The organism is Tardiphaga sp. 813_E8_N1_3 (assembly GCF_051811025.1).
Lineage (GTDB): Bacteria > Pseudomonadota > Alphaproteobacteria > Rhizobiales > Xanthobacteraceae > Tardiphaga.
In genome coordinates this window covers 2,434,844-2,452,257 of the sequence record NZ_JBPWQE010000001.1, presented here as the reverse complement: position 1 = coordinate 2,452,257, position 17,414 = coordinate 2,434,844, and the positions used below count along the sequence as shown (strand labels likewise).

Here is a 17,414-nt window from a genome sequence, read left to right as displayed (position 1 = left end):
CCGTCCATGAAACTGCACGCCCCAACCGACACCGTCTGGACATCCCAGCAGGACGAGGAGCTGCGGCGGCAACTGGCGAACGGGCGCAGTATCAACGAGATCGCGCTCCGCCTGAAGCGGTCGCCGCTCATAGTGCGCACCCGCGTCAACAAGCTTGGCATCCGCGTGAGCAAAGACAGCTAGCCGGCGCGCGCCGGGATGCGCGGCGCGTGTTCGAACCCCGGCGCAGCATAGAGCCGATGATGAGGCTCGTTGCACGCGCGCTATGCGCGCAGCGCGGTTGACGTCCCTGCCTTTCCCGCGCATCCAGCCCCCAACGAGAAACTTGGGGGCGGAACGTGCTTTACCTGATCTGGGCGCTGCCCGCGCTGGCAGTGATCGGCGCCATCGCCAGCGGACTCGCCGGCACGCTCCCCGCCTCGCTCATCGGCCTCGCCACGGCGCTTGCGGTCGCGCTGGCCACTGCGCCGCAGCTGTTCTCGATCACTGACGCTGGAACGGCGCTGCTGCGCGGCGCATGGATCGGGTGGATCGTCGTACCCTACATTCTCGGCGGCTTGCTGTTCTGGCAGATGGCAATTCGCCCCGGCGACGCGGCCATGCCGGTCGAGACGTCACTGCCGGATGCGCATGCGCGGCGTCGCCTGCTGTTCACCGCCTGCTATCTGATCGGCCCCTTCGCGGAATCCGCCACAGGCTTCGGCATCGGCATCATGGGGACGATGGTGCTGATCCGCCGCCTCGGCCTGAAGCCGATCGAGCTTCTCGCCTTCTCGCTGATCAGCCAGACCATGATCGTATGGGGTGCCATGGGCAGCGGCGCGGTGGTCGGCGCAGCGTTTGCGCGGACCGATCCCACGGCGCTCGCGCTACGCACCAGCCTCATCTATCTCGTGTTCAACATCCTGTGGCTGCCGATCTACTGGCGCATGGCGGAACGCGCCGGCATCACCGCCGACTGGCGCGAGCGCGCCAGCGAAGCGCTCTGGCTCATCGGCAGCCTCGGCCTCGCCATCGTCGCAACGGCGTTTCTTGGGCCGGAGCCGGCGATGCTGGCCGCGTTCGGGCCGGCCATCGTGCTGCGTTATCTCATCGACGAGAAGCCGGATCGCGCGGCGATCGCCGCTGCGGCACGGCGCATGCTGCCATTCACACTGCTGATCGGCTGGCTCGCACTGACGCGCCTCGTGCCGCCGCTCAACCAGCTTCTACAGACCGCATGGAGCATGCAGCCCTTCGCCGGCGCGCCGGTCTGGGCGCCGTTGTTTCACGCCGGCACCTGGCTGGTCGCGGCGGCCGTGCTGACCGCCCTGCTGCACGGCCATCAGCGGGCCTTCCCTGCGGAGATCGCAGCCGCATGGAAGACCGGCCGGCTCGCGGTGCTTACCGTGATCGTGTTCTCGATGATGGCCGAACTGCTGTCGCGCTCGGGCATCGCCGGCGGCCTCGCCCGCGGCATGTATGACACGTTCGGGGTCTGGTCGGTGACGGTCACGCCGATGATCTCGGCCGTGTTCGGCGCGCTGGCCAATAGCGGCAATGCGGCCAACGGACTGTTCATGCCGTCGCAGCTCAGCCTCGCCACCGAAGCCGGCCTCGACGTCGCCGCCGTCGTCGCGCTTCAGCATGCCGCGGCACTCTCGCTCAACATGGTCTCGCCGGTGCGGATGTCGATCGTCTGCAATCTCGCCGGCACGCCCGGCCACGAGCGGGACGCCTATCGCGCAATGTTTCCCTTCGTCGTGGTCATCGTCGCGGTTCTTCTCGTGATCTCCGTCCTCATCGCCACCCGGCTCATTTGAGATTCAATGCCCCGAATGAGCTGGAAGCCAGTGGCGATCCTCCGTCACCCGATCTTGAACTTGCTGTAAGCCTCGCTCGTGCAAATGATCACATGCTCGGCACAGCCGTTAGTACGGTGCGGGTCGCAGAGATTTTCATAGTCCGGTGATGTCATCATCTCGATGAAGGCTGCAACGGAGGGATAATACACCAGCGCCAGATAGTCCCACTGCTGGTGATCCGGTTCGCCGAGCGCAACGGCCTTCGCGTCGCCAGTCCACAGCAATGTGCCGCCCCGCGCCTTGATCATCGGCACGGTCAGCGCGCTGTAACGCAGATAGGCGTCCCAGCCCGACCCATCGCCGTCGAGCGAGCGCTCCCGGAATCGCATCAGATTGACCATGACGACCGGCCCCTGATGCGCGAGCTCTGTGAGACCCTTGATGTTCAAGAGATCGACACCCATGCACAATCTCCTGTTTCAGCAAGCCGCGGGCAGATAAGCAAACACCGGTTAAGCCTCGGGATCGACATCGTCCAGAAACGTCGCTGTGGGAACGAAGAACAGCGTCCCCGTCACCGCGCGGCTGAAATCCAGCAAATGGTCGTAAGTGCCCGGCGGGTTGCCGATGAACATGTTCTCCAGCATCTTCTCAATGCGCTGCGGGGAACGGGCGTAACCGATGAAATAGGTACCGAACTCACCTTTGCCCACTTCGCCGAACGGCATGTTGTCGCGCAGAATTTGAAGCTGCTCCCCGTTCTCTTCAATCGACGTCAGGACGTTGTGCGCATACGGCTTCTTCTCGGAATCGCGCTGTTCGATATCGGACAGCTTGTGCCGGCCGATGATGTTCTCCTGTTCCTCGACGGGCACCTTGTTCCATCGCGCGACGTCGTGCAGATATTTTTGCACGATCACGTAGCTGCCTCCGGCAAAGCCGGGGTCTTCATCGCCGACAAGGGTGGCCGCGTCAGCGGCCTGACCGACAGGGTTTTCAGTTCCGTCAACAAAGCCGATCAGATCGCGGTCGTCGAAGAATTTGAAGCCATGCACCTCGTCCACAGCCGAAACCGCGCCGGCGAGCCGCGACATGATGTGCGTCGCCAGCTCGAAACAGAGATCCATGCCCGCCGCACGGATGTGAAAGAGGATATCGCCGGATGTCGAAACGGCGGTGTGCACACCGCGAATTTCACGAAACGGATGCAAGTCTTTCGGACTCGGCGCTCCGAACAGCCGGCTCCAAGCATCGGAGCCGAACCCCATGATGCAGGACAACTGCCCGTTGAGATTGCGGAATCCCACGCCACGCAACAGGCTGGACAGGTCGCCGCACAAGCCACGAACCGCCTTCTCGGGGGCCGGTCCGGGATTGATCGTCACGACCAGGAATATCGCCGCCCGCGTCAGCCTGGCAGCGACCGACTGGGACACGGGAGCCGGTAAGCTTGAAACCATGTTCGATCCATTCGATATCCGTTGTGTCACGTATCTTTAGTGCGACGAAGACAAGATGCGCTGACGCGCCTATTGCCGGCTCACATGCTTTGCCGGCAGCTTACCGCCATTCCACTTGCCGTCGATCGCCCGTTCGATCTGCGCGGCCAGTTGCAGCAGCAGGCCGTCATTCGCCTGACGCGTCTGCGCCTGGATGCCGAGCGGCAGTCCGTTCTCCTGCGCCGCCAGCGGCAGCGAGATGCCGGGAATGCCGCACAGATTGGCGAGCGGTGTATAGGCGAAATTCTTCCACAGATTGGCGAACCAGTCGTGCACCGACGGATTGGTGCTGGTGGTGAGATATTCTGATGTGCCGACCTTCGGCGTCGGCTTGGCGGTGATCGGCGTCAGGATGATGTCGTAACGCTCGAAGAACGCGCCGAAAGCGCGCGACGTCGTGTTGAACACCGCCTGCATCGCGTTGCGCTCGGTATAGGACGTGTTCAGCCCGCTCTCCCAGATCTTGATGTTGATCGGCTCCAGCAGATCGGTGGTCGGCTTATCCAAACCGAGCCGCGCCAGATGACCGGCGATCACCTGCGCGAAATTGCTGATGTAGCAGGTCGTTTGCGCGGCAAACGCCTTGCGGAAATCCACCTCCGGCAGCGCCCATTCCACGTGATGGCCGAGCCCTTCGAGCATTTTGCCGACACGCTCCAGCTCTGCAACGAAATGCGGCGGCGCTTTGTAGTCGCCCCACTCATGCGACAGCGCGATGCGCAGCTTGCCCGGGTCGCGCTTGATGAGATCGCTATAGGGTTCGGCGGGCGACCAGAACGGCATGAATTCGCCGGGCGCGCCGCCGCGGCAATTGTCGACGAAGGCTGCGGTGTCGCGCACGCTGCGGCTGACGCAGCCCTGGATGGAGACCAACCCGGAGAGATCCGACAGCGCTGGCGCCAGCGAATAGACGCCGCGCGAGACCTTCAGGCCGATCAGGCCGTTCACACCCGCGGGAATGCGGATCGAACCACCGCCATCCGTGGCATGGGAGATCGGCAGCACGCCGGCCGCGACCATCGCCGCAGAGCCGGCGGAGGAGCCACAGGTGGTGTAGTCGGTGTCCCAGGGATTGCGCGTGACATAGAGCTTGTTCTCAGCAGAACTGCAGACGCCGAATTCTGGCGTGGTGCTGCGGCCAATGATGTTGAGCCCGGCGCCCCGGATCTTGCCGGTCAGGAAGCTGTCCTGCGCGGGCCGGTTGCCCTGCATGATCATGGAGCCGAATTCCTGCAGCCGTCCCTTCAGGGTCGGCCCGAGGTCCTTCATCAGGTAAGGAACGCCAGCGAACGCGCCCTCGGCATTCATCCCGTCCCTGGTAGGATCAGCGACGACGTCGTCGAATACTTCGACGACGGCATCGAGCGCGGGATTGGTGCTGGCGATGCCGGCGGCGGCCTGCGCCGCAAGTTCGGCCGGGGCCAGGTCGCCCTTGCGCACGCGCGTGGCCAGCGCTACCGCGTCGTGTTTGGCCCATTCGTCCCAGCTCATCGCCAATGTCATGTCGCACGTCCAATTCGAGATTCGGTTGGTGCGAGCCTAGACCGGATGGTGGTTTTTTCGGAAGCCGTGGCGGGTGCCTTGAGCGCGCGGCAGACGCAGGGCAGACCAGCGTGCGGAATGGCGATTGCCGTCACCCGCCACCGGCGGCGAATTCCGGCCGGATGGCGCCCTGCGGCACCATAGCCGGGCCGCCGGCGCCCCGGGTGCCGCTTCGCTCACCAGGGCTACGCGCTGCCCTCGTCAGTTCGCCGAGAACGGCAGAGAATATGGCTGTCCGAACGGGACCCCGCCGCGCACGGTCTGGACCGCCTTCAGATAGGCCTTACCGGTGCGGGGCTTGTTCGAGGTGTCGAGCAGTTCGACCGGACCTTCGACGAGTTCGAGAATGGCGACGTCCGCGGGCGCGCCGACCTGCAGCGTGCCGAGCTTGGGCACGCGGTTGATGACATTGGCCGGCTTGATCGTGGCCGCCGCGATCACCTGATCGAGCGAGAAGCCGAGCGCGAGAAACTTGCTGAGCACCCAGGGCAGATAGGGCCGGCTCGGCGTGTTCGCCGCGGCCACATGGACGTCGCTGGAAATCGTATCGAACACGAGCCCCTGCTGGATCGCCTCCTCGGCAATGTCATAGTCGAAACTGCCGGCGCCATGACCGACATCGATGATGACACCGCGCTTCTTGGCTTCCAGCAGCGCGGGAAGCACTTTGCCGTTCTGCACCGTGTTGTTGCCGAGTGCGCTGTAGGGATGCGTGAGGATATCGCCGGGACGCAACGTATCGACGAGCACCGACAGATCGCCTGGCGCATTGCCGATGTGGCACATCACCCGGCCCTTGGTGCCCGAGCGTTCGACGGCCAGAATGGCGCGCTTCAGCGGTTCGATACCGTTGTTGCCGACGAATGCCAGCGTCTCGCGCACCTTGGCACCGAGCACGAGATCGGGATTTTCGGCGATGGTGCGCGCCGCGGCATCGACATTCGCGTAATCGATATTCAGCAACTCGCCGACGGGAAAGCCCGCAAGGCCGATTGTCGAGATGTGCACGAAGGCAAACAGCCGGCTGCGCGAATGTCCGACGACGTCGCGCTTGAATCCGGCAAACGTGTTGGCGCCGGCATCTCCGGCGCTCACATAGGTCGTCGTCGCCGAGAACGGCACCAGCTCATCCGGCGGAATGCCGATCGCAGACCCATAGGGATAGACATGGGTGTGAAGATCGACGAGGCCGGGCGTCACCAGCTTGCCTTTGGCATCGATGCTTTGTTTGGCCCGCTCCGCAGGAATGCTCGGCTCGACGGCGGCGACCTGCCCGAACTTGATGCCGATATCGCGAATGCCGCGCAGATTCTGGCTGGGGTCGATGACCTCACCGCCCCGGATCACGAGATCGAAATTCTCAGTGGGCTGCTGGCCGAACGTCCCCCCGGATGCGCCAAGCGACCCAAGCATGGCCGCGCCACCCGCCAACACGTCACGTCGTGAAATCCTAGCCACTGATATCTCCGCCCCTGAACCAAAGTCCTGTCAGGCGAAGATAGTGGCCGGAACCCGAAATGTGCTTTCGTTGATTTTGATTTCACGGAGCTTTTGAACTCCGCCGCGATCAAACCGGAGCAACAGATAGTCGCTGCGATGATTTAATGAGGGTCGCTACAACGTCGACCGAAAGCTTTCACAGGAATCGGCGCCGCGACATGCGCCGCCTCGCCTAGCCGCAATTCCAGATCGGCCCGATCGGGGTTCGCGTCCAGCATGGGCCCATGCTGCCGCCATTGTACTGGCCGCGATAGAAGCCGGGTCGGCCGAAATAATACTTCTCGCCGTCGGACCAGCGGTAATAGACCGGGGTGCGGTCGATATACCAATGGCGCCGGTCGCGTTTGGCCATGCGCAGGTCCGCGCGCTTCTGCATGAACAGCGGAACGCTATTGTTCAGTGGCTGGTGATAGCCCGGCAGGAAGCCGTAGCCCTTCCATTGCTGCGATTTCTTCTTGACCGGCGCAGCCAGTGCAACGGCGGAAATGAGCGATAGGACGAGAGCAACCAATAGACACATGAATCGCGACATACCCACAGTATAGAGATTTGGCGCGCGGGCAGCCATTCAAATTCAGGTGGGGCGGATGGATTCCTCAGGCTATCCTGTGACGTTGTGTCTCCGCCGTGATACCCTCACACCATGAAAACCAAGCCCCTCGCCGATATCCTGGAACGCGTCGAGACGTGGCCGCCACATCTGCAGGACGAGCCGCATTCACTGCCGAGCTGATCATGAAGCGCGACGGCCCCCGCGCCAAATTTGGAAGACCGTGATGCGATTTTTGTTCTGCTATCTGTTGATGATCGGCTTTCTCGGGACGCAGGCATTGGCGAAGGAGCCAACATTCTTCCAGAAACAACTCAGCGCATACGTGGCTGCACACCCGATCGGTTTCCCGGCAGAATTACGAAGTGAGCGTCTGCCCATCGATGTGCTCTTAAAATTCTCACTCGACCGGGATGGTAAACTGTTGAACCCGATAGTCGAAAAGGGAACAAGCATTCCGAAGGTTGATCAGGATTTACTGGAGTGGCTGGCGAAGCTGCAACCATTCCCGATAGTTTCAGCCGACGACGAGGCCCTGCAAGAGATCCATTTGCCGGTCCGGTTTGGAGCGCGGCCACCTGCGCAGACTTACGAAGAGAGTGAGAGAAAAATAAAACAGATGATCGGAAACGTCTGTAAGGGCTGCTAACCGATCGCGCGGCAGCCCTCGAAATGTCGGCAACGTGCAGACGCTGATCACCTCGCAGGGTTCAACGCCTCCGATCGCGGAGCAGCGATCCCGATCAGTTTCTGCTCATGTTGATGGTGACGTTCCGGATATCGCCTTCGGACGATATCGAGAAAGACTGTTTGTTGCCGCGCGTAGAGAGCGACAGGTTGGCCGAGAATCCCGGCGCATCGATGACGGCCGAGATGAGGCCGCCGGACTCGCGGCCCGCGATGCTTCCGCTGATTCCGCGACTGGTTTCGCTCCACGTTCCGGCGATGGTGCCATCCTGGCTGACCACGTCGCTGTTGAGATCGAAGCGGTAGCTGTCGCTCGCGCAACGCAGGCTCTGCAGAAGCCGCCTTTCGCCGCCGCTGACCTGGTATGTCGCCTTGCAGCGAAGCCGCTCCTTCGATCCGTCGGACAGCGAGATCGCTCCCGCGCCTGCCCAGGATCCGGTAAGGCCTGTGAACGGCAGCGACTGCGCCGCCGCCGAACCCGAGGCGGCGACGAGCAGGATCGACACCAGCGCAATCCGGCGGGGCGAAACGATCTTGCGAAGCATGGTAAGTCTCATGAGGTCACTCCTGTTTCAGCACGCATGTGCCGGGTTTGAAAGTCGCATCGCGCATCAGTTGCCGCTTGCGACCTGCCGCGTGGGTGCTGTGTGTGACGCCGCCACGGAATCCTGATCGTCGGAGGGCGGGGATTTCGACCAGAGACGATTGCCCCGCGCTCTCTCGTAACCGTACTGGAACAGCGCGCGCATATAGGCGGTGTCAAAGCCGGACATCGGCGATGGCGGTCGATCGCCCTCGATATAGGTCAGATTGAATCCGAACTTGTTGCGGCGGGCGAAGGCATAGGTGTTGTAAAGGATAGAGCGCGTCTGAATCTTCGTCACGGTCGATGACGCCCGCGCAGCGATTTCGATGGTGGAATTGGGAATGACCTGAAATTCCCGTTCGATCTTGTTGTTGATCAGGACGTAGAGTTGCAGCTTCTCTGCTTTGGCGAACGTGGCGTCGCGCAGCAGGAAAGCCTCGGGCAATGTCAGGACAGGCGCGGTGACGCCGCCATCCACATGCATCTCCTCGAAGCGCTTGCCGTTCGCCTCCGCGGTCACCAGCATCGGCGGAAACACCACGGGCAGGCTCGCCGATGCCGCGACAACATCCCGGAACAGGTTCAATGCTTCGGGCGTGCGGAGCGAGGCGATCCGTCCCATGTCCCAGATGGCGGTCCGCTGCGAGTCCAGATTGGTCGTGACTACGAACAGCATCCGCCCCTTCGCATGTTCGGCTGCGACGGCGGCAACGAAGGTCTCGTCAATATACTTCGCCACCAGCTCGCGTAGCCGCGTGTTGCCGAACAGGCCCGAACCAAAGATCGCATTGAACGGATTAGGTGCATCGAGCAGGCTCGCGGCGACGCCGCTGGTGTAGACGTCGCGCAAGGTCGCGTCATAGCCGGGACCGAGAAACGCGAAGGGCGCGATCAGTGCACCGGTGCTCACACCGGACACCATCGAGAATGTCGGGCGCGTCGCCGCCTCGGTCCAGCCGCTCAGAACGCCGGCGCCATAGGCGCCGTCCGCCCCGCCTCCGGACAGCGCCAGATAGGTTCGAGGCCCTCGCAACGCGACCTGGTTCTGACCGTTTCGGAACGTCGAGGCCGGTTCGTCCGCATAACGGCGCAGGTCCGTAAGATCGAGGACGCGCGCACTGGATGCATCTGCGGCGCTATGCGGCGTCCGCGGCAATGACGAACATCCCGCCACCAGAAGGCCCAGCGCCGCAACGACAAGCAACGAGACCGACGGCCGCCAGGGGCGGCCATGCATGACTTGTTCGGTAAGGAGAGCGCTCACGGGTTCGACGCCCCACCCATGGAACCGCGTCGCTGGACAACCTGATGGGATGCCGCCGCGGGCTGAGCAACGAGTTCGAGATAGTCACGGTGGATCGCCTGGATGGTCTTGCGCTCGTCGAACTTGACCCGCCAACTGCTCGGCGAGCCGTGCCCCACGATGACTCCCTGGCGATCGCCGTATTTGGGATGCCGCTCACGACCGAGAAGGCTCATCCGGACACGGGCACCACGGAACAGTTGCGGTGGCGGTTTGCTGTCATCCGCATTCGTCATGCAGCCCCCGCCCCGTCCGGCGCCTGACGGGCAATCAGTGTCGCTTTCGTTGTGGCCACGGTTTCGATCAGCTTGAGTCGCCGATCCGCGGTGCCGGCCGCATCGGCTGGCAACGGAGACATCGTTTTGAAAGCACTATGCATTTGACCGCGCGTATTAAGTGAGCGATCACTCACTATTATTGACTGACTCAAAAGTCAATAGCACCTCTGCAAGGGATCGATTATCCTGCCCCCATGAATGCTGAGCTGAAGAAGCGCGCCCGTCGAAAAGCGGAACGACCGATCGAGATCCTCGACGCGGCCTTCGAGGAATTCGCCAAAAACGGCTATGCCGCGACCCGGCTGGAGGATGTCGCCGCACGCGCGTCCGTCACCAAGGGCACGATCTATTTCTATTTCGAAACCAAGGAGCGCGTGTTCGACGAGATGATCCGATACAAGTCGCAGGCGTTCTTTCCCGAACTGGAAAGCTATGCCGCGACGCTGGAAGGATCATACAACGCGCGCCTGCGCGCACTCATGGTCTTCGTGTATCGCAAGATTGCCGAAGACAGACCTTTCCGCGAAACACTCCGCTTCCTGATCGCCGACGGCTCCCGCTTCCCCGACCTCGTCGATCGGCATTATGACGAGTTCATGCGGCCGGTCATCGACCAGTTCCGAATGGTGATCAACGCGGGAGTCGCGGCCGGCGAATTCCGCCCGTCGCAGGCAAGCACATTCACCGAAATCGTGATGAGCCCGGCGTTGCTGTTGACCGTGTGGTCACTGTTGTTTGGAACGCGAAGGCAGATTGACGTCGCAGTCTTCACCGATGCCAGTATCGACCTGCTGATGAGAGGAATCGATACGTCCCGTTAGCGTGGCTTGGATCCTCAGAACGTCGGCGGCGTACAGGCGCTGATGACCTCGCAGGCTTTGTTGCCGACGCAGCGGAAGCGATGCGGGCGACGGCTTTCGAAATAATAGGCATCGCCGGGATCGAGGATGCGGCGCTCGTCATCGACGATGACTTCCAGCCGGCCTGAGATCACGATGCCGCCCTCCTCGCCGTCATGCACCAGCGGCACGCGCCCGGTGTCGCTACCCGGCTCGTAACACTCCTTCAGAATCTGCAAGGCGCGGCCGAACAGGTTATCGCCGACCTGGCGATAGGAGATTGGTTTCTTGCCGATCTCGGTCAGCTCATCCGAGCGGTAGAACGCCTTGCGCGGCCGGTCCGGCTCGATGGCGAAGAATTCGGCGAGCCCCATGGGAATGCCGTCGAGGATGCGCTTGAGCGCGCCGACCGACGGGTTCATCTGGTTGGATTCGATCAGCGAGATCGTCGAATTGGTGACGCCCGCCCGCTTGGCCAACTCGCGCTGCGACAGCTTGTGGCGCCCGCGCACGAAGCGCAGCCGTTCGCCGAGATCGATGCTCACGCTCAAATCCTGTTGTGAGTGTTCTGGATCGAACAAATATGGCTCGGTCCGCTCAGCAAAATCAACAGCTTAATCAGCTCAAGAAAAGGACTTGTTGCAATGTTACGAACATGATCCAGATGCGAAAATCAGCCCGAACATCATCCCTGGGAGCGCGACGTGACCGTCCATCAGATTCCGAACAGCCTGCAGCTCGACACGTTCTGGATGCCGTTTACGGCCAACCGTCAGTTCAAGGCGGCACCGCGCATGTTCGCGTCGGCCCAGGGCATGTATTACACCACCGAAGACGGCCGCAAGGTGATCGACGGCTCCGCCGGCCTGTGGTGCACCAATGCCGGCCACGGCCGCCGCGAGATCGCCAGCGCCGTGGAGAAGCAGCTCTCCACCCTCGATTTCGCCCCGGCCTTCCAGATGGGCCACCCGCTGGCCTTCGAATTTGCCAACCGCCTCGCCGAGATCGCCCCGGAAGGCCTCGACCGCATCTTCTTCACGAACTCGGGCTCTGAATCCGGCGACACCGCGCTGAAGATTGCGCTCGCCTATCATCGCGCCAACGGCCAGGCCGCCCGCACGCGCCTGATCGGCCGGGAGCGCGGCTATCACGGCGTCGGCTTCGGCGGCACGTCGGTCGGCGGCATGGTCAATAACCGTCGCGCCTTCTCGTCCGCCCAGCTGCCGGGCGTCGACCACATCCGCCACACCCACGATCTCGCCCGCAACGCCTTCTCGAAGGACCTGCCGGATCACGGCGCTGAATTTGCTGACGACGTCGAGCGTCTCGTCGCGTTGCATGGCGCCGACACCATCGCTGCCGTTATCATCGAGCCGGTCCCCGGCTCCACAGGCGTGCTGCCGCCGCCGAAGGGCTATCTGCAGCGCCTGCGCGAGCTGTGCACCAAGCACGGCATCCTGTTGATCTTCGACGAAGTCATCACCGGCTTCGGCCGCCTCGGCGCGCCATTCGCATCGCAGTTCTTCGGCGTGACGCCGGATATCATGACCACTGCCAAGGGCATCACCAACGGCACCGTGCCCTGCGGCGCCGTATTCGCCAGCCGCAAGATCTATGATGGGCTGATGAACGGCCCGGAAGGCCAGATCGAGCTGTTCCACGGCTACACCTATTCGGCACATCCGGTCGCCTGCGCCGCCGGCATCGCCACGCTCGACATCTACAAGAACGAAGGTCTGCTGACCCGCGGCGCGTCGATGGCCGAATACTGGCGCGACAGCCTGCACGCGCTGCGTGATCTGCCAAACGTGATCGACATCCGCAATTGCGGCCTGATGGGCGCCGTCGAACTCGCCCCGCGCAAGGACGCACCCGGTGCCCGCGGCTACGAGGTGATGGTGGATTGCTTCAACACCGGTCTCTATCTGCGCCAGAGCGGCGATGCCTTCGCGATGTCGCCGCCGCTGACCGTCGAGAAGAACCATATCGACGAGATCGTCTCGATCCTCAGCGACGCTATCAAGCGCGTCGCCTGAGCCGACGAGTGGTCTGATCCAACACGGCCCGGATGAAGCGCCTGCTTCATCCGGGCCGTTGTTGTTTAAGAGAGCTGGTTGTCGATCAACTTGCGCTGCCACGCGCCCGCGGGCATATCCACGCCACATGATCCGCGCTCGTCACCGGCGTCGGCGCGACGGTGTTGCTCGAACCTGTGCTGCTCGTCCATGAGAGACCGCCGAGCGATGCCATGACAGGCGCTATGGCAAAGCGCGACATCATCGCGACATTCACCATCGCCGGCACGTCGACGCGGGGATGACTGACGATCGCGTCCAGGATCAGGCCGAAGGCGGCCAGTCCCAATGTTCGCTTGCGAGATCTGATTGAGGCCTTGCGGAATTGGATCGGCATCGCGGGCTCATTGGCTTGAGGATGCGCACGCACCAAGGTCGGAGCGCGCCGACGCGTCGACGTCGCGAGCCGTTTTACCGATCAACTGTGACCATCCGGTCTGATGCCGCGAACAAAAAAGCTCGCAACCGATCACGTCGCGACGAGCCGCCCGATATCGGTCATCACATTTTTACGAGGACGAGTACCCCATGCGCGGCGAGCAACCGCCGTGCTTTGTGTCATCCAGACAGCGTCTCGATCACCCGGCAGTCACCGACCCTGCCATGACTGCACTCTTCCACCATGCGCCTCAATTCTCCGCGTAACGCGGTGAGTTGCGCAATCCGGCGCTCGACGTCCGACAGGTGCCGACGCGTGATCCGATCGACCTCTGCGCAAGACTGATCGGGTCCCTCGCTCAGGGTCAGCAATTCGGCGATGTCGGCGATCTCGAAGCCGAGTTCGCGTGCGTGCCGGATGAAGTTCAGACGGGCGACATCCTCGGGGCGATAACGGCGCTGCTTTCCCTCCGTCCTTGTGGGCGCGGCCAGCAGACCAATCCCCTCGTAGTAACGGATCGTCGGCACCTTGATGCCCGTCAGACGCGACGCTTCTCCGATTGCGTAATCCATTTTTCCCTTGAACCTCTAGTCGCTAGAGGTTGTACGCTTGTCTCACATTGAAAGGAAGCCGATGTCCGACAAGACCTGTTGCACCACCGACACCTGCTGCGAGCCGCCGCCCATCGATTTTTCGAAGGCGAACGCGAAGCCTATCTCCCCGGCGGCTTGCGGGACCGAGGCATGCGGTTGCTCTGGCGGCGTTCCGGTCTTCGACGGCGTCGATCCTCGTTACAAGCGCGTGCTGTGGGCGGTCATTGCGATCAACGGCCTCATGTTTCTTGTCGAGATGATCGCGGGACAGATCGCGGGATCGCAGGCGCTGAAAGCGGATGCGCTCGACTTCCTCGGCGATACAGTCACTTACGGACTGAGCCTCGCGGTCATCGGCAGCAGCATCAGGACGCGAGCAACGGCGGCTTTGTTCAAGGGCCTTTCGCTCAGCGTCATGGCGCTGTGGGTGTTCGGTTCGACCGTCTATCACACGCTGATCCTGGGCGTTCCAAGTGCCGAGGTCATGGGCGCGATCGGCTTCCTGGCGCTGGCAGCCAACCTCGCCTCGGTGCTGCTCCTGATGCGTTACAAGGACGGCGACGCCAATGTGCGCTCTGTCTGGCTGTGTTCCCGCAACGATGCCATCGGCAACGTCATTGTCATGTTCGCAGCCCTGGGAGTCTGGGGCTCGTCGAGCGCGTGGCCGGATCTGGCGGTTGCCGCCGTGATGGCCTTCATATTTCTCTCCTCCTCGGTGCAGATACTCCGTCAGGCCTGGGCTGAATATTCCGAACAGCCCGCGCCCGTCGGCATGTCCGGGCGTTCCTGAGCCTGACATGCTGCCCCTCCATCGTCGGCGTGCGCGCCCGCGGCGATCTTGAAAATAATCCTTGACGTCGCTTCAATGCAGATTATATTCCCCTGCATCCCGTCCTACTTTGAGGGGCGTTGCCAGGGACGCTTGTTAGCGCGGGGCGGGATGTGGCGCCTGCGGGCGGGAGGGAGACGTTCCCTCACGCACTCGGGAGGCCTTGGGTAGCCGTCCGGGCCCATTACGGGGCTCTGCCGCTTGCGGCTGGACGGGTGCGGGCGAAGGCGGGCGAAAGCCTGCCGGATGACGGGCGCGATGCCTGTGCCCAGTACCCGGAAGCACGGCCCCGAGGACAGAAATCGTCACGGTGGAGCGTCGAAAGGCGTTTCCGCAGCCTCTGCTGTCCGGCGATCCGGACACTATGCTGCGGCATTAACTGAAGTCGCGCCTTTCGGCGCTTCATCTCCCTCATTCTTGAGGGAGGCCACCGGGACTGCCACTCACGCGCCACCGGCGCGGGCAAGGACGGCGCGTGGCCGTCCCCTCACCTGCATTCACAGCGATCAACAACGTCATCACGGGAGGTCACATGCTCTTTGGCCACAAGCATCCTGGTCACATGCATCCGCGTCTCACGTCGGCAAATTCCACGCTGCGGCAGCGGACGTTAGCGGCCTTTCGTCTACTTCCCCGGTTACGGTGTGATGCGATAGCCTGCCTACGGGACTCTGCATCCCGCGACATCCGTCGCGGCGCAGAACGGGCAGACAACAAGAAGAACGGTCTGCGATCCGAGGCAGGCGCTTTGGCGCTCCCGCCGCCTCGGAGCGCGCCGGCAGTCGAGGAAATGAAATGATGAAGAGCTTCGTCCGCGCCGCGAGCGTGATCGCCGTGATGGCCGCCTGCGCCGGCAGCGCCGGGACTGCCTTTGCGCAGAGCTGGCCGAACCGGCCGATCCGCATGGTCGTGCCCTATACGCCGGGCGGCTATACCGACCTGATGGCGCGCCTCGTTTCCGAAAAGATGTCGGCGGCGCTGGGCCAGCCGATCGTCATCGAGAACAAGCCGGGCGCGAATGCCGCCATCGGCACCGACGCCGTCGCCAAGGCAGCCCCCGACGGCTACACCTTCGGCACCGTGATCGCCGCGCATTCGGTGAATCCGACGCTCAATCCGAAGCTGCCCTATGATGCGATGAAGGACTTCACCTATGTGTCGCTGACCTCGGTCGCGCCACTGATTTTGATTGCGACACCATCCCTGCCCGTCAAGGACATGAAGGAGTTCATCGCGCTCGCCAAGGCTAAGCCCGGCTCGCTGAACTTCGCCTCGTCAGGCATCGGCTCGGCGGCACATCTGACCATGGAAATGCTGAAGAGCCGCGAAGGCATCAATCTGCAGCACATTCCTTACAAGGGCACGTCCGGCGCGCTGCAGGATACGGTCGGCGGCCAGATCAATGTGATGTTCGACGTCATCGGACCGCTGATGTCGCAGGTGAAGTCCGGCAATGCCAAGGCGCTCGCCGTCGCCGCCAAGGAGCGCGTCCCGGCGGCCGGCGATGTGCCGACCATGACGGAAGCCGGCGTGCCGGATTTCGTCTCCGGCACCTGGTCCGGCATCATCGCGCCGGCGGGTACACCGAAGGAGATCGTGGACCGCGTCTCGCTCGAAGCAAAGAAAGCCCTCACCGATCCCGACCTGAAGAAGAAGCTCGACGATCAGGGCATCGTCCCCATGGGCACCACCCCGGATGAATTCCGCGCCTTCGTCACCGACGAGATCGCGCGCTGGAAAAAGGTGATCACCGACGCCGGGATCAAGATGGAGCAGTAAGAACGTAGCTCGTCATTCCGGGGCGCGCTGATCTGCGAAGCAGACCGGCGCGAACCCGGAATGACAGAGCCACCCTCACCCTTCGCCGCGCGTTTTCAGAATCGCCAGATGCACGAAATGCAGTTTTCCCCTCACCGCCTGTGTCAGGTGAAACGGATAAGCATCGCTCATGCCCATGGAGCGATTGAGTTCGTTCATGCTGTAGGACACAGCATCCCATAGCGACAGCAGCGCTTCGAAATCACGCTCGAGATAGGGATCGTCCAGCGTATGACGCGAGCGTTCGTCCAGTGACAGCGGCAGCGACGACGCGGTGTCCAGCGTCGAGACGATATGCAGGAAATGCGCGAAGGTCTCGGCCCAGTCTTCCCACGGATGCGAGGTCGCATATTCGCTGATGAAGGCGTCGCTGTTCCACGAACAATCAGCGCGATTGTGATAGGCCGCGAGTGCTTCGCCATAGTCGCGGGTTTCATCGCCGAAGATCAGGCGGAATGGGCTGATGAGCTGCGATTGATCGACCAGCGCCTCCCAGTAGAAATGCCCGACCTCGTGGCGGAAATGGCCGAGCAATGTACGATACGGCTCGCGAAACGCCGCGCGCCGCGCCTCGCGCTCGGCATCGTCCGCTTCGGAGAGATTCATGGTGATCAGCCCCGACAAATGTCCGGTCATGATCGGATGTCCGGCGGTCTCGTCCGAGAGAATGTCGAACGCGATATGCGCGCCACTCGAAACGGCAAGAGGCAGTCTGAGCCGCATCAGATCATAGGTCAGACGTCGCTTGGCCTGCTCGACCCGCTTCCAGAGCGCGACATTGCGATCGGACACCAGATTGGGAATCGTGCGCGTCAGGCGACAGGACGGACAGAACGGATCGCTCTCATCTGTGGCCCAGTTGCACGCAATCAGATTGCGATTGGCACAGGACATGGCTGACGCGGCGCTGACGACATTGGACTGCGAAGTATCGAAGATCAGCGCCTCGCCGCATTGCACGCAATCGCTTTGCTCGAAGAAGACGCGCGTCTGGCAATTGGGACAGATCAGTTGTTTCATGGGTGAACTCTAACCCGAAACGGCCGGGATAGTTCGGCGGCGCTCGCAATATTCGCCGCCGGGCCGTGTCTGTCATGCGCGATCCCGTCATGCGTGAATAGCGCTTGAGCAATCTGCCCAAATCGCGCTTCA

The 17,414-nt window shown here is 62.5% G+C and carries 19 protein-coding genes; 7 read left to right on the top strand and 12 right to left on the bottom strand.

Annotated elements, in window-relative coordinates:
* The first annotated feature begins 6 nt into the window (after nucleotides 1-6).
* Both AB8A33_RS11720 and AB8A33_RS11715 read left to right on the top strand, forming a co-directional pair.
* Nucleotides 7-183, top strand: a complete 177-nt coding sequence (locus AB8A33_RS11720; RefSeq protein ID WP_439092906.1) for a hypothetical protein — start codon at nucleotides 7-9, stop codon at nucleotides 181-183.
* A 155-nt stretch (nucleotides 184-338) separates the two neighbouring features.
* Nucleotides 339-1,802 (top strand): L-lactate permease, encoded by a 1,464-nt coding sequence (locus AB8A33_RS11715; protein ID WP_439092905.1) that lies wholly within the window; start codon nucleotides 339-341, stop codon nucleotides 1,800-1,802.
* A 44-nt stretch (nucleotides 1,803-1,846) separates the two neighbouring features.
* Here the strand turns inward: AB8A33_RS11715 and AB8A33_RS11710 are convergent, their stop codons facing one another.
* From AB8A33_RS11710 to AB8A33_RS11690, 5 genes are all read right to left on the bottom strand, one after another.
* Nucleotides 1,847-2,248: a DUF1330 domain-containing protein gene (locus tag AB8A33_RS11710; RefSeq protein WP_439092904.1), complete on the bottom strand. Its 402-nt coding sequence runs from the start codon at nucleotides 2,246-2,248 to the stop codon at nucleotides 1,847-1,849.
* Between the two features lie 48 nt (nucleotides 2,249-2,296).
* On the bottom strand, nucleotides 2,297-3,244 hold the full coding sequence (locus AB8A33_RS11705) for a Dyp-type peroxidase (RefSeq protein WP_439092903.1): 948 nt from the start codon (nucleotides 3,242-3,244) through the stop codon (nucleotides 2,297-2,299).
* 69 nt (nucleotides 3,245-3,313) lie between these two features.
* Nucleotides 3,314-4,786: an amidase gene (locus AB8A33_RS11700; protein ID WP_439092902.1), complete on the bottom strand. Its 1,473-nt coding sequence runs from the start codon at nucleotides 4,784-4,786 to the stop codon at nucleotides 3,314-3,316.
* 240 nt (nucleotides 4,787-5,026) lie between these two features.
* On the bottom strand, nucleotides 5,027-6,283 hold the full coding sequence (locus AB8A33_RS11695; RefSeq protein ID WP_439092901.1) for an amidohydrolase family protein: 1,257 nt from the start codon (nucleotides 6,281-6,283) through the stop codon (nucleotides 5,027-5,029).
* A gap of 214 nt (nucleotides 6,284-6,497) precedes the next feature.
* Nucleotides 6,498-6,857 carry a hypothetical protein gene (locus AB8A33_RS11690; RefSeq protein WP_439095916.1) on the bottom strand — a complete coding sequence of 120 codons (360 nt, stop codon included), beginning with the start codon at nucleotides 6,855-6,857 and terminating at the stop codon, nucleotides 6,498-6,500.
* A 244-nt stretch (nucleotides 6,858-7,101) separates the two neighbouring features.
* Between AB8A33_RS11690 and AB8A33_RS11685 the strand changes: the two genes are divergently transcribed.
* Complete coding sequence (locus AB8A33_RS11685) at nucleotides 7,102-7,524, top strand: energy transducer TonB family protein (RefSeq protein WP_439092900.1); 423 nt, start codon at nucleotides 7,102-7,104, stop codon at nucleotides 7,522-7,524.
* A gap of 94 nt (nucleotides 7,525-7,618) precedes the next feature.
* Here the strand turns inward: AB8A33_RS11685 and AB8A33_RS11680 are convergent, their stop codons facing one another.
* From AB8A33_RS11680 to AB8A33_RS11670, 3 genes are read right to left on the bottom strand one after another with little or no spacing between them, the layout of a single operon-like run.
* Nucleotides 7,619-8,119 (bottom strand): hypothetical protein, encoded by a 501-nt coding sequence (locus AB8A33_RS11680; protein ID WP_439092899.1) that lies wholly within the window; start codon nucleotides 8,117-8,119, stop codon nucleotides 7,619-7,621.
* Nucleotides 8,120-8,173: 54 nt separating this feature from the next.
* Nucleotides 8,174-9,385 (bottom strand): patatin-like phospholipase family protein, encoded by a 1,212-nt coding sequence (locus tag AB8A33_RS11675; protein WP_439095915.1) that lies wholly within the window; start codon nucleotides 9,383-9,385, stop codon nucleotides 8,174-8,176.
* A 23-nt stretch (nucleotides 9,386-9,408) separates the two neighbouring features.
* Complete coding sequence (locus AB8A33_RS11670; RefSeq protein ID WP_439092898.1) at nucleotides 9,409-9,687, bottom strand: hypothetical protein; 279 nt, start codon at nucleotides 9,685-9,687, stop codon at nucleotides 9,409-9,411.
* A gap of 236 nt (nucleotides 9,688-9,923) precedes the next feature.
* Between AB8A33_RS11670 and AB8A33_RS11665 the strand changes: the two genes are divergently transcribed.
* Nucleotides 9,924-10,550, top strand: a complete 627-nt coding sequence (locus tag AB8A33_RS11665; protein ID WP_439092897.1) for a TetR/AcrR family transcriptional regulator — start codon at nucleotides 9,924-9,926, stop codon at nucleotides 10,548-10,550.
* A 14-nt stretch (nucleotides 10,551-10,564) separates the two neighbouring features.
* Here AB8A33_RS11665 and AB8A33_RS11660 read toward each other — a convergent pair whose 3' ends face one another.
* Nucleotides 10,565-11,113: a cupin domain-containing protein gene (locus AB8A33_RS11660; protein WP_092143706.1), complete on the bottom strand. Its 549-nt coding sequence runs from the start codon at nucleotides 11,111-11,113 to the stop codon at nucleotides 10,565-10,567.
* A 159-nt stretch (nucleotides 11,114-11,272) separates the two neighbouring features.
* Between AB8A33_RS11660 and AB8A33_RS11655 the strand changes: the two genes are divergently transcribed.
* Nucleotides 11,273-12,604 (top strand): aspartate aminotransferase family protein, encoded by a 1,332-nt coding sequence (locus tag AB8A33_RS11655; protein WP_439085027.1) that lies wholly within the window; start codon nucleotides 11,273-11,275, stop codon nucleotides 12,602-12,604.
* A gap of 85 nt (nucleotides 12,605-12,689) precedes the next feature.
* On the opposite strand, the gene AB8A33_RS11650 is transcribed toward AB8A33_RS11655, so the two are convergent.
* Nucleotides 12,690-12,980, bottom strand: a complete 291-nt coding sequence (locus AB8A33_RS11650) for a hypothetical protein (RefSeq protein WP_439092896.1) — start codon at nucleotides 12,978-12,980, stop codon at nucleotides 12,690-12,692.
* Between the two features lie 221 nt (nucleotides 12,981-13,201).
* On the bottom strand, nucleotides 13,202-13,594 hold the full coding sequence (locus AB8A33_RS11645) for a MerR family transcriptional regulator (RefSeq protein ID WP_439092894.1): 393 nt from the start codon (nucleotides 13,592-13,594) through the stop codon (nucleotides 13,202-13,204).
* 61 nt (nucleotides 13,595-13,655) lie between these two features.
* Here AB8A33_RS11645 and AB8A33_RS11640 point away from each other — a divergent pair, with 61 nt between their 5' ends.
* Both AB8A33_RS11640 and AB8A33_RS11635 read left to right on the top strand, forming a co-directional pair.
* Entirely contained in the window at nucleotides 13,656-14,405 is a 750-nt protein-coding gene (locus AB8A33_RS11640; protein ID WP_439092892.1) for a cation transporter, read from the top strand.
* A gap of 837 nt (nucleotides 14,406-15,242) precedes the next feature.
* On the top strand, nucleotides 15,243-16,223 hold the full coding sequence (locus tag AB8A33_RS11635; protein ID WP_439092890.1) for a Bug family tripartite tricarboxylate transporter substrate binding protein: 981 nt from the start codon (nucleotides 15,243-15,245) through the stop codon (nucleotides 16,221-16,223).
* Between the two features lie 75 nt (nucleotides 16,224-16,298).
* On the opposite strand, the gene AB8A33_RS11630 is transcribed toward AB8A33_RS11635, so the two are convergent.
* Nucleotides 16,299-17,282, bottom strand: a complete 984-nt coding sequence (locus tag AB8A33_RS11630) for a zinc-binding metallopeptidase family protein (protein ID WP_439092888.1) — start codon at nucleotides 17,280-17,282, stop codon at nucleotides 16,299-16,301.
* Nucleotides 17,283-17,414: the final 132 nt, after the last annotated feature.

What these genes read in the sequence shown, in the direction of transcription:
- AB8A33_RS11710 (WP_439092904.1), bottom strand. Translation starts at nt 2,248, where the DNA reads ATGGGTGTCGATCTCTTGAACATCAAGGGTCTCACAGAGCTCGCGCAT.
- AB8A33_RS11645 (WP_439092894.1), bottom strand. Translation starts at nt 13,594, where the DNA reads ATGGATTACGCAATCGGAGAAGCGTCGCGTCTGACGGGCATCAAGGTG.
- AB8A33_RS11705 (WP_439092903.1), bottom strand. Translation starts at nt 3,244, where the DNA reads ATGGTTTCAAGCTTACCGGCTCCCGTGTCCCAGTCGGTCGCTGCCAGG.
- AB8A33_RS11665 (WP_439092897.1), top strand. Translation starts at nt 9,924, where the DNA reads ATGAATGCTGAGCTGAAGAAGCGCGCCCGTCGAAAAGCGGAACGACCG.
- AB8A33_RS11720 (WP_439092906.1), top strand. Translation starts at nt 7, where the DNA reads ATGAAACTGCACGCCCCAACCGACACCGTCTGGACATCCCAGCAGGAC.
- AB8A33_RS11630 (WP_439092888.1), bottom strand. Translation starts at nt 17,282, where the DNA reads ATGAAACAACTGATCTGTCCCAATTGCCAGACGCGCGTCTTCTTCGAG.
- AB8A33_RS11670 (WP_439092898.1), bottom strand. Translation starts at nt 9,687, where the DNA reads ATGACGAATGCGGATGACAGCAAACCGCCACCGCAACTGTTCCGTGGT.
- AB8A33_RS11650 (WP_439092896.1), bottom strand. Translation starts at nt 12,980, where the DNA reads ATGCCGATCCAATTCCGCAAGGCCTCAATCAGATCTCGCAAGCGAACA.
- AB8A33_RS11635 (WP_439092890.1), top strand. Translation starts at nt 15,243, where the DNA reads ATGAAGAGCTTCGTCCGCGCCGCGAGCGTGATCGCCGTGATGGCCGCC.
- AB8A33_RS11680 (WP_439092899.1), bottom strand. Translation starts at nt 8,119, where the DNA reads ATGAGACTTACCATGCTTCGCAAGATCGTTTCGCCCCGCCGGATTGCG.
- AB8A33_RS11685 (WP_439092900.1), top strand. Translation starts at nt 7,102, where the DNA reads ATGCGATTTTTGTTCTGCTATCTGTTGATGATCGGCTTTCTCGGGACG.
- AB8A33_RS11690 (WP_439095916.1), bottom strand. Translation starts at nt 6,857, where the DNA reads ATGTCGCGATTCATGTGTCTATTGGTTGCTCTCGTCCTATCGCTCATT.
- AB8A33_RS11700 (WP_439092902.1), bottom strand. Translation starts at nt 4,786, where the DNA reads ATGACATTGGCGATGAGCTGGGACGAATGGGCCAAACACGACGCGGTA.
- AB8A33_RS11675 (WP_439095915.1), bottom strand. Translation starts at nt 9,385, where the DNA reads ATGCATGGCCGCCCCTGGCGGCCGTCGGTCTCGTTGCTTGTCGTTGCG.
- AB8A33_RS11640 (WP_439092892.1), top strand. Translation starts at nt 13,656, where the DNA reads ATGTCCGACAAGACCTGTTGCACCACCGACACCTGCTGCGAGCCGCCG.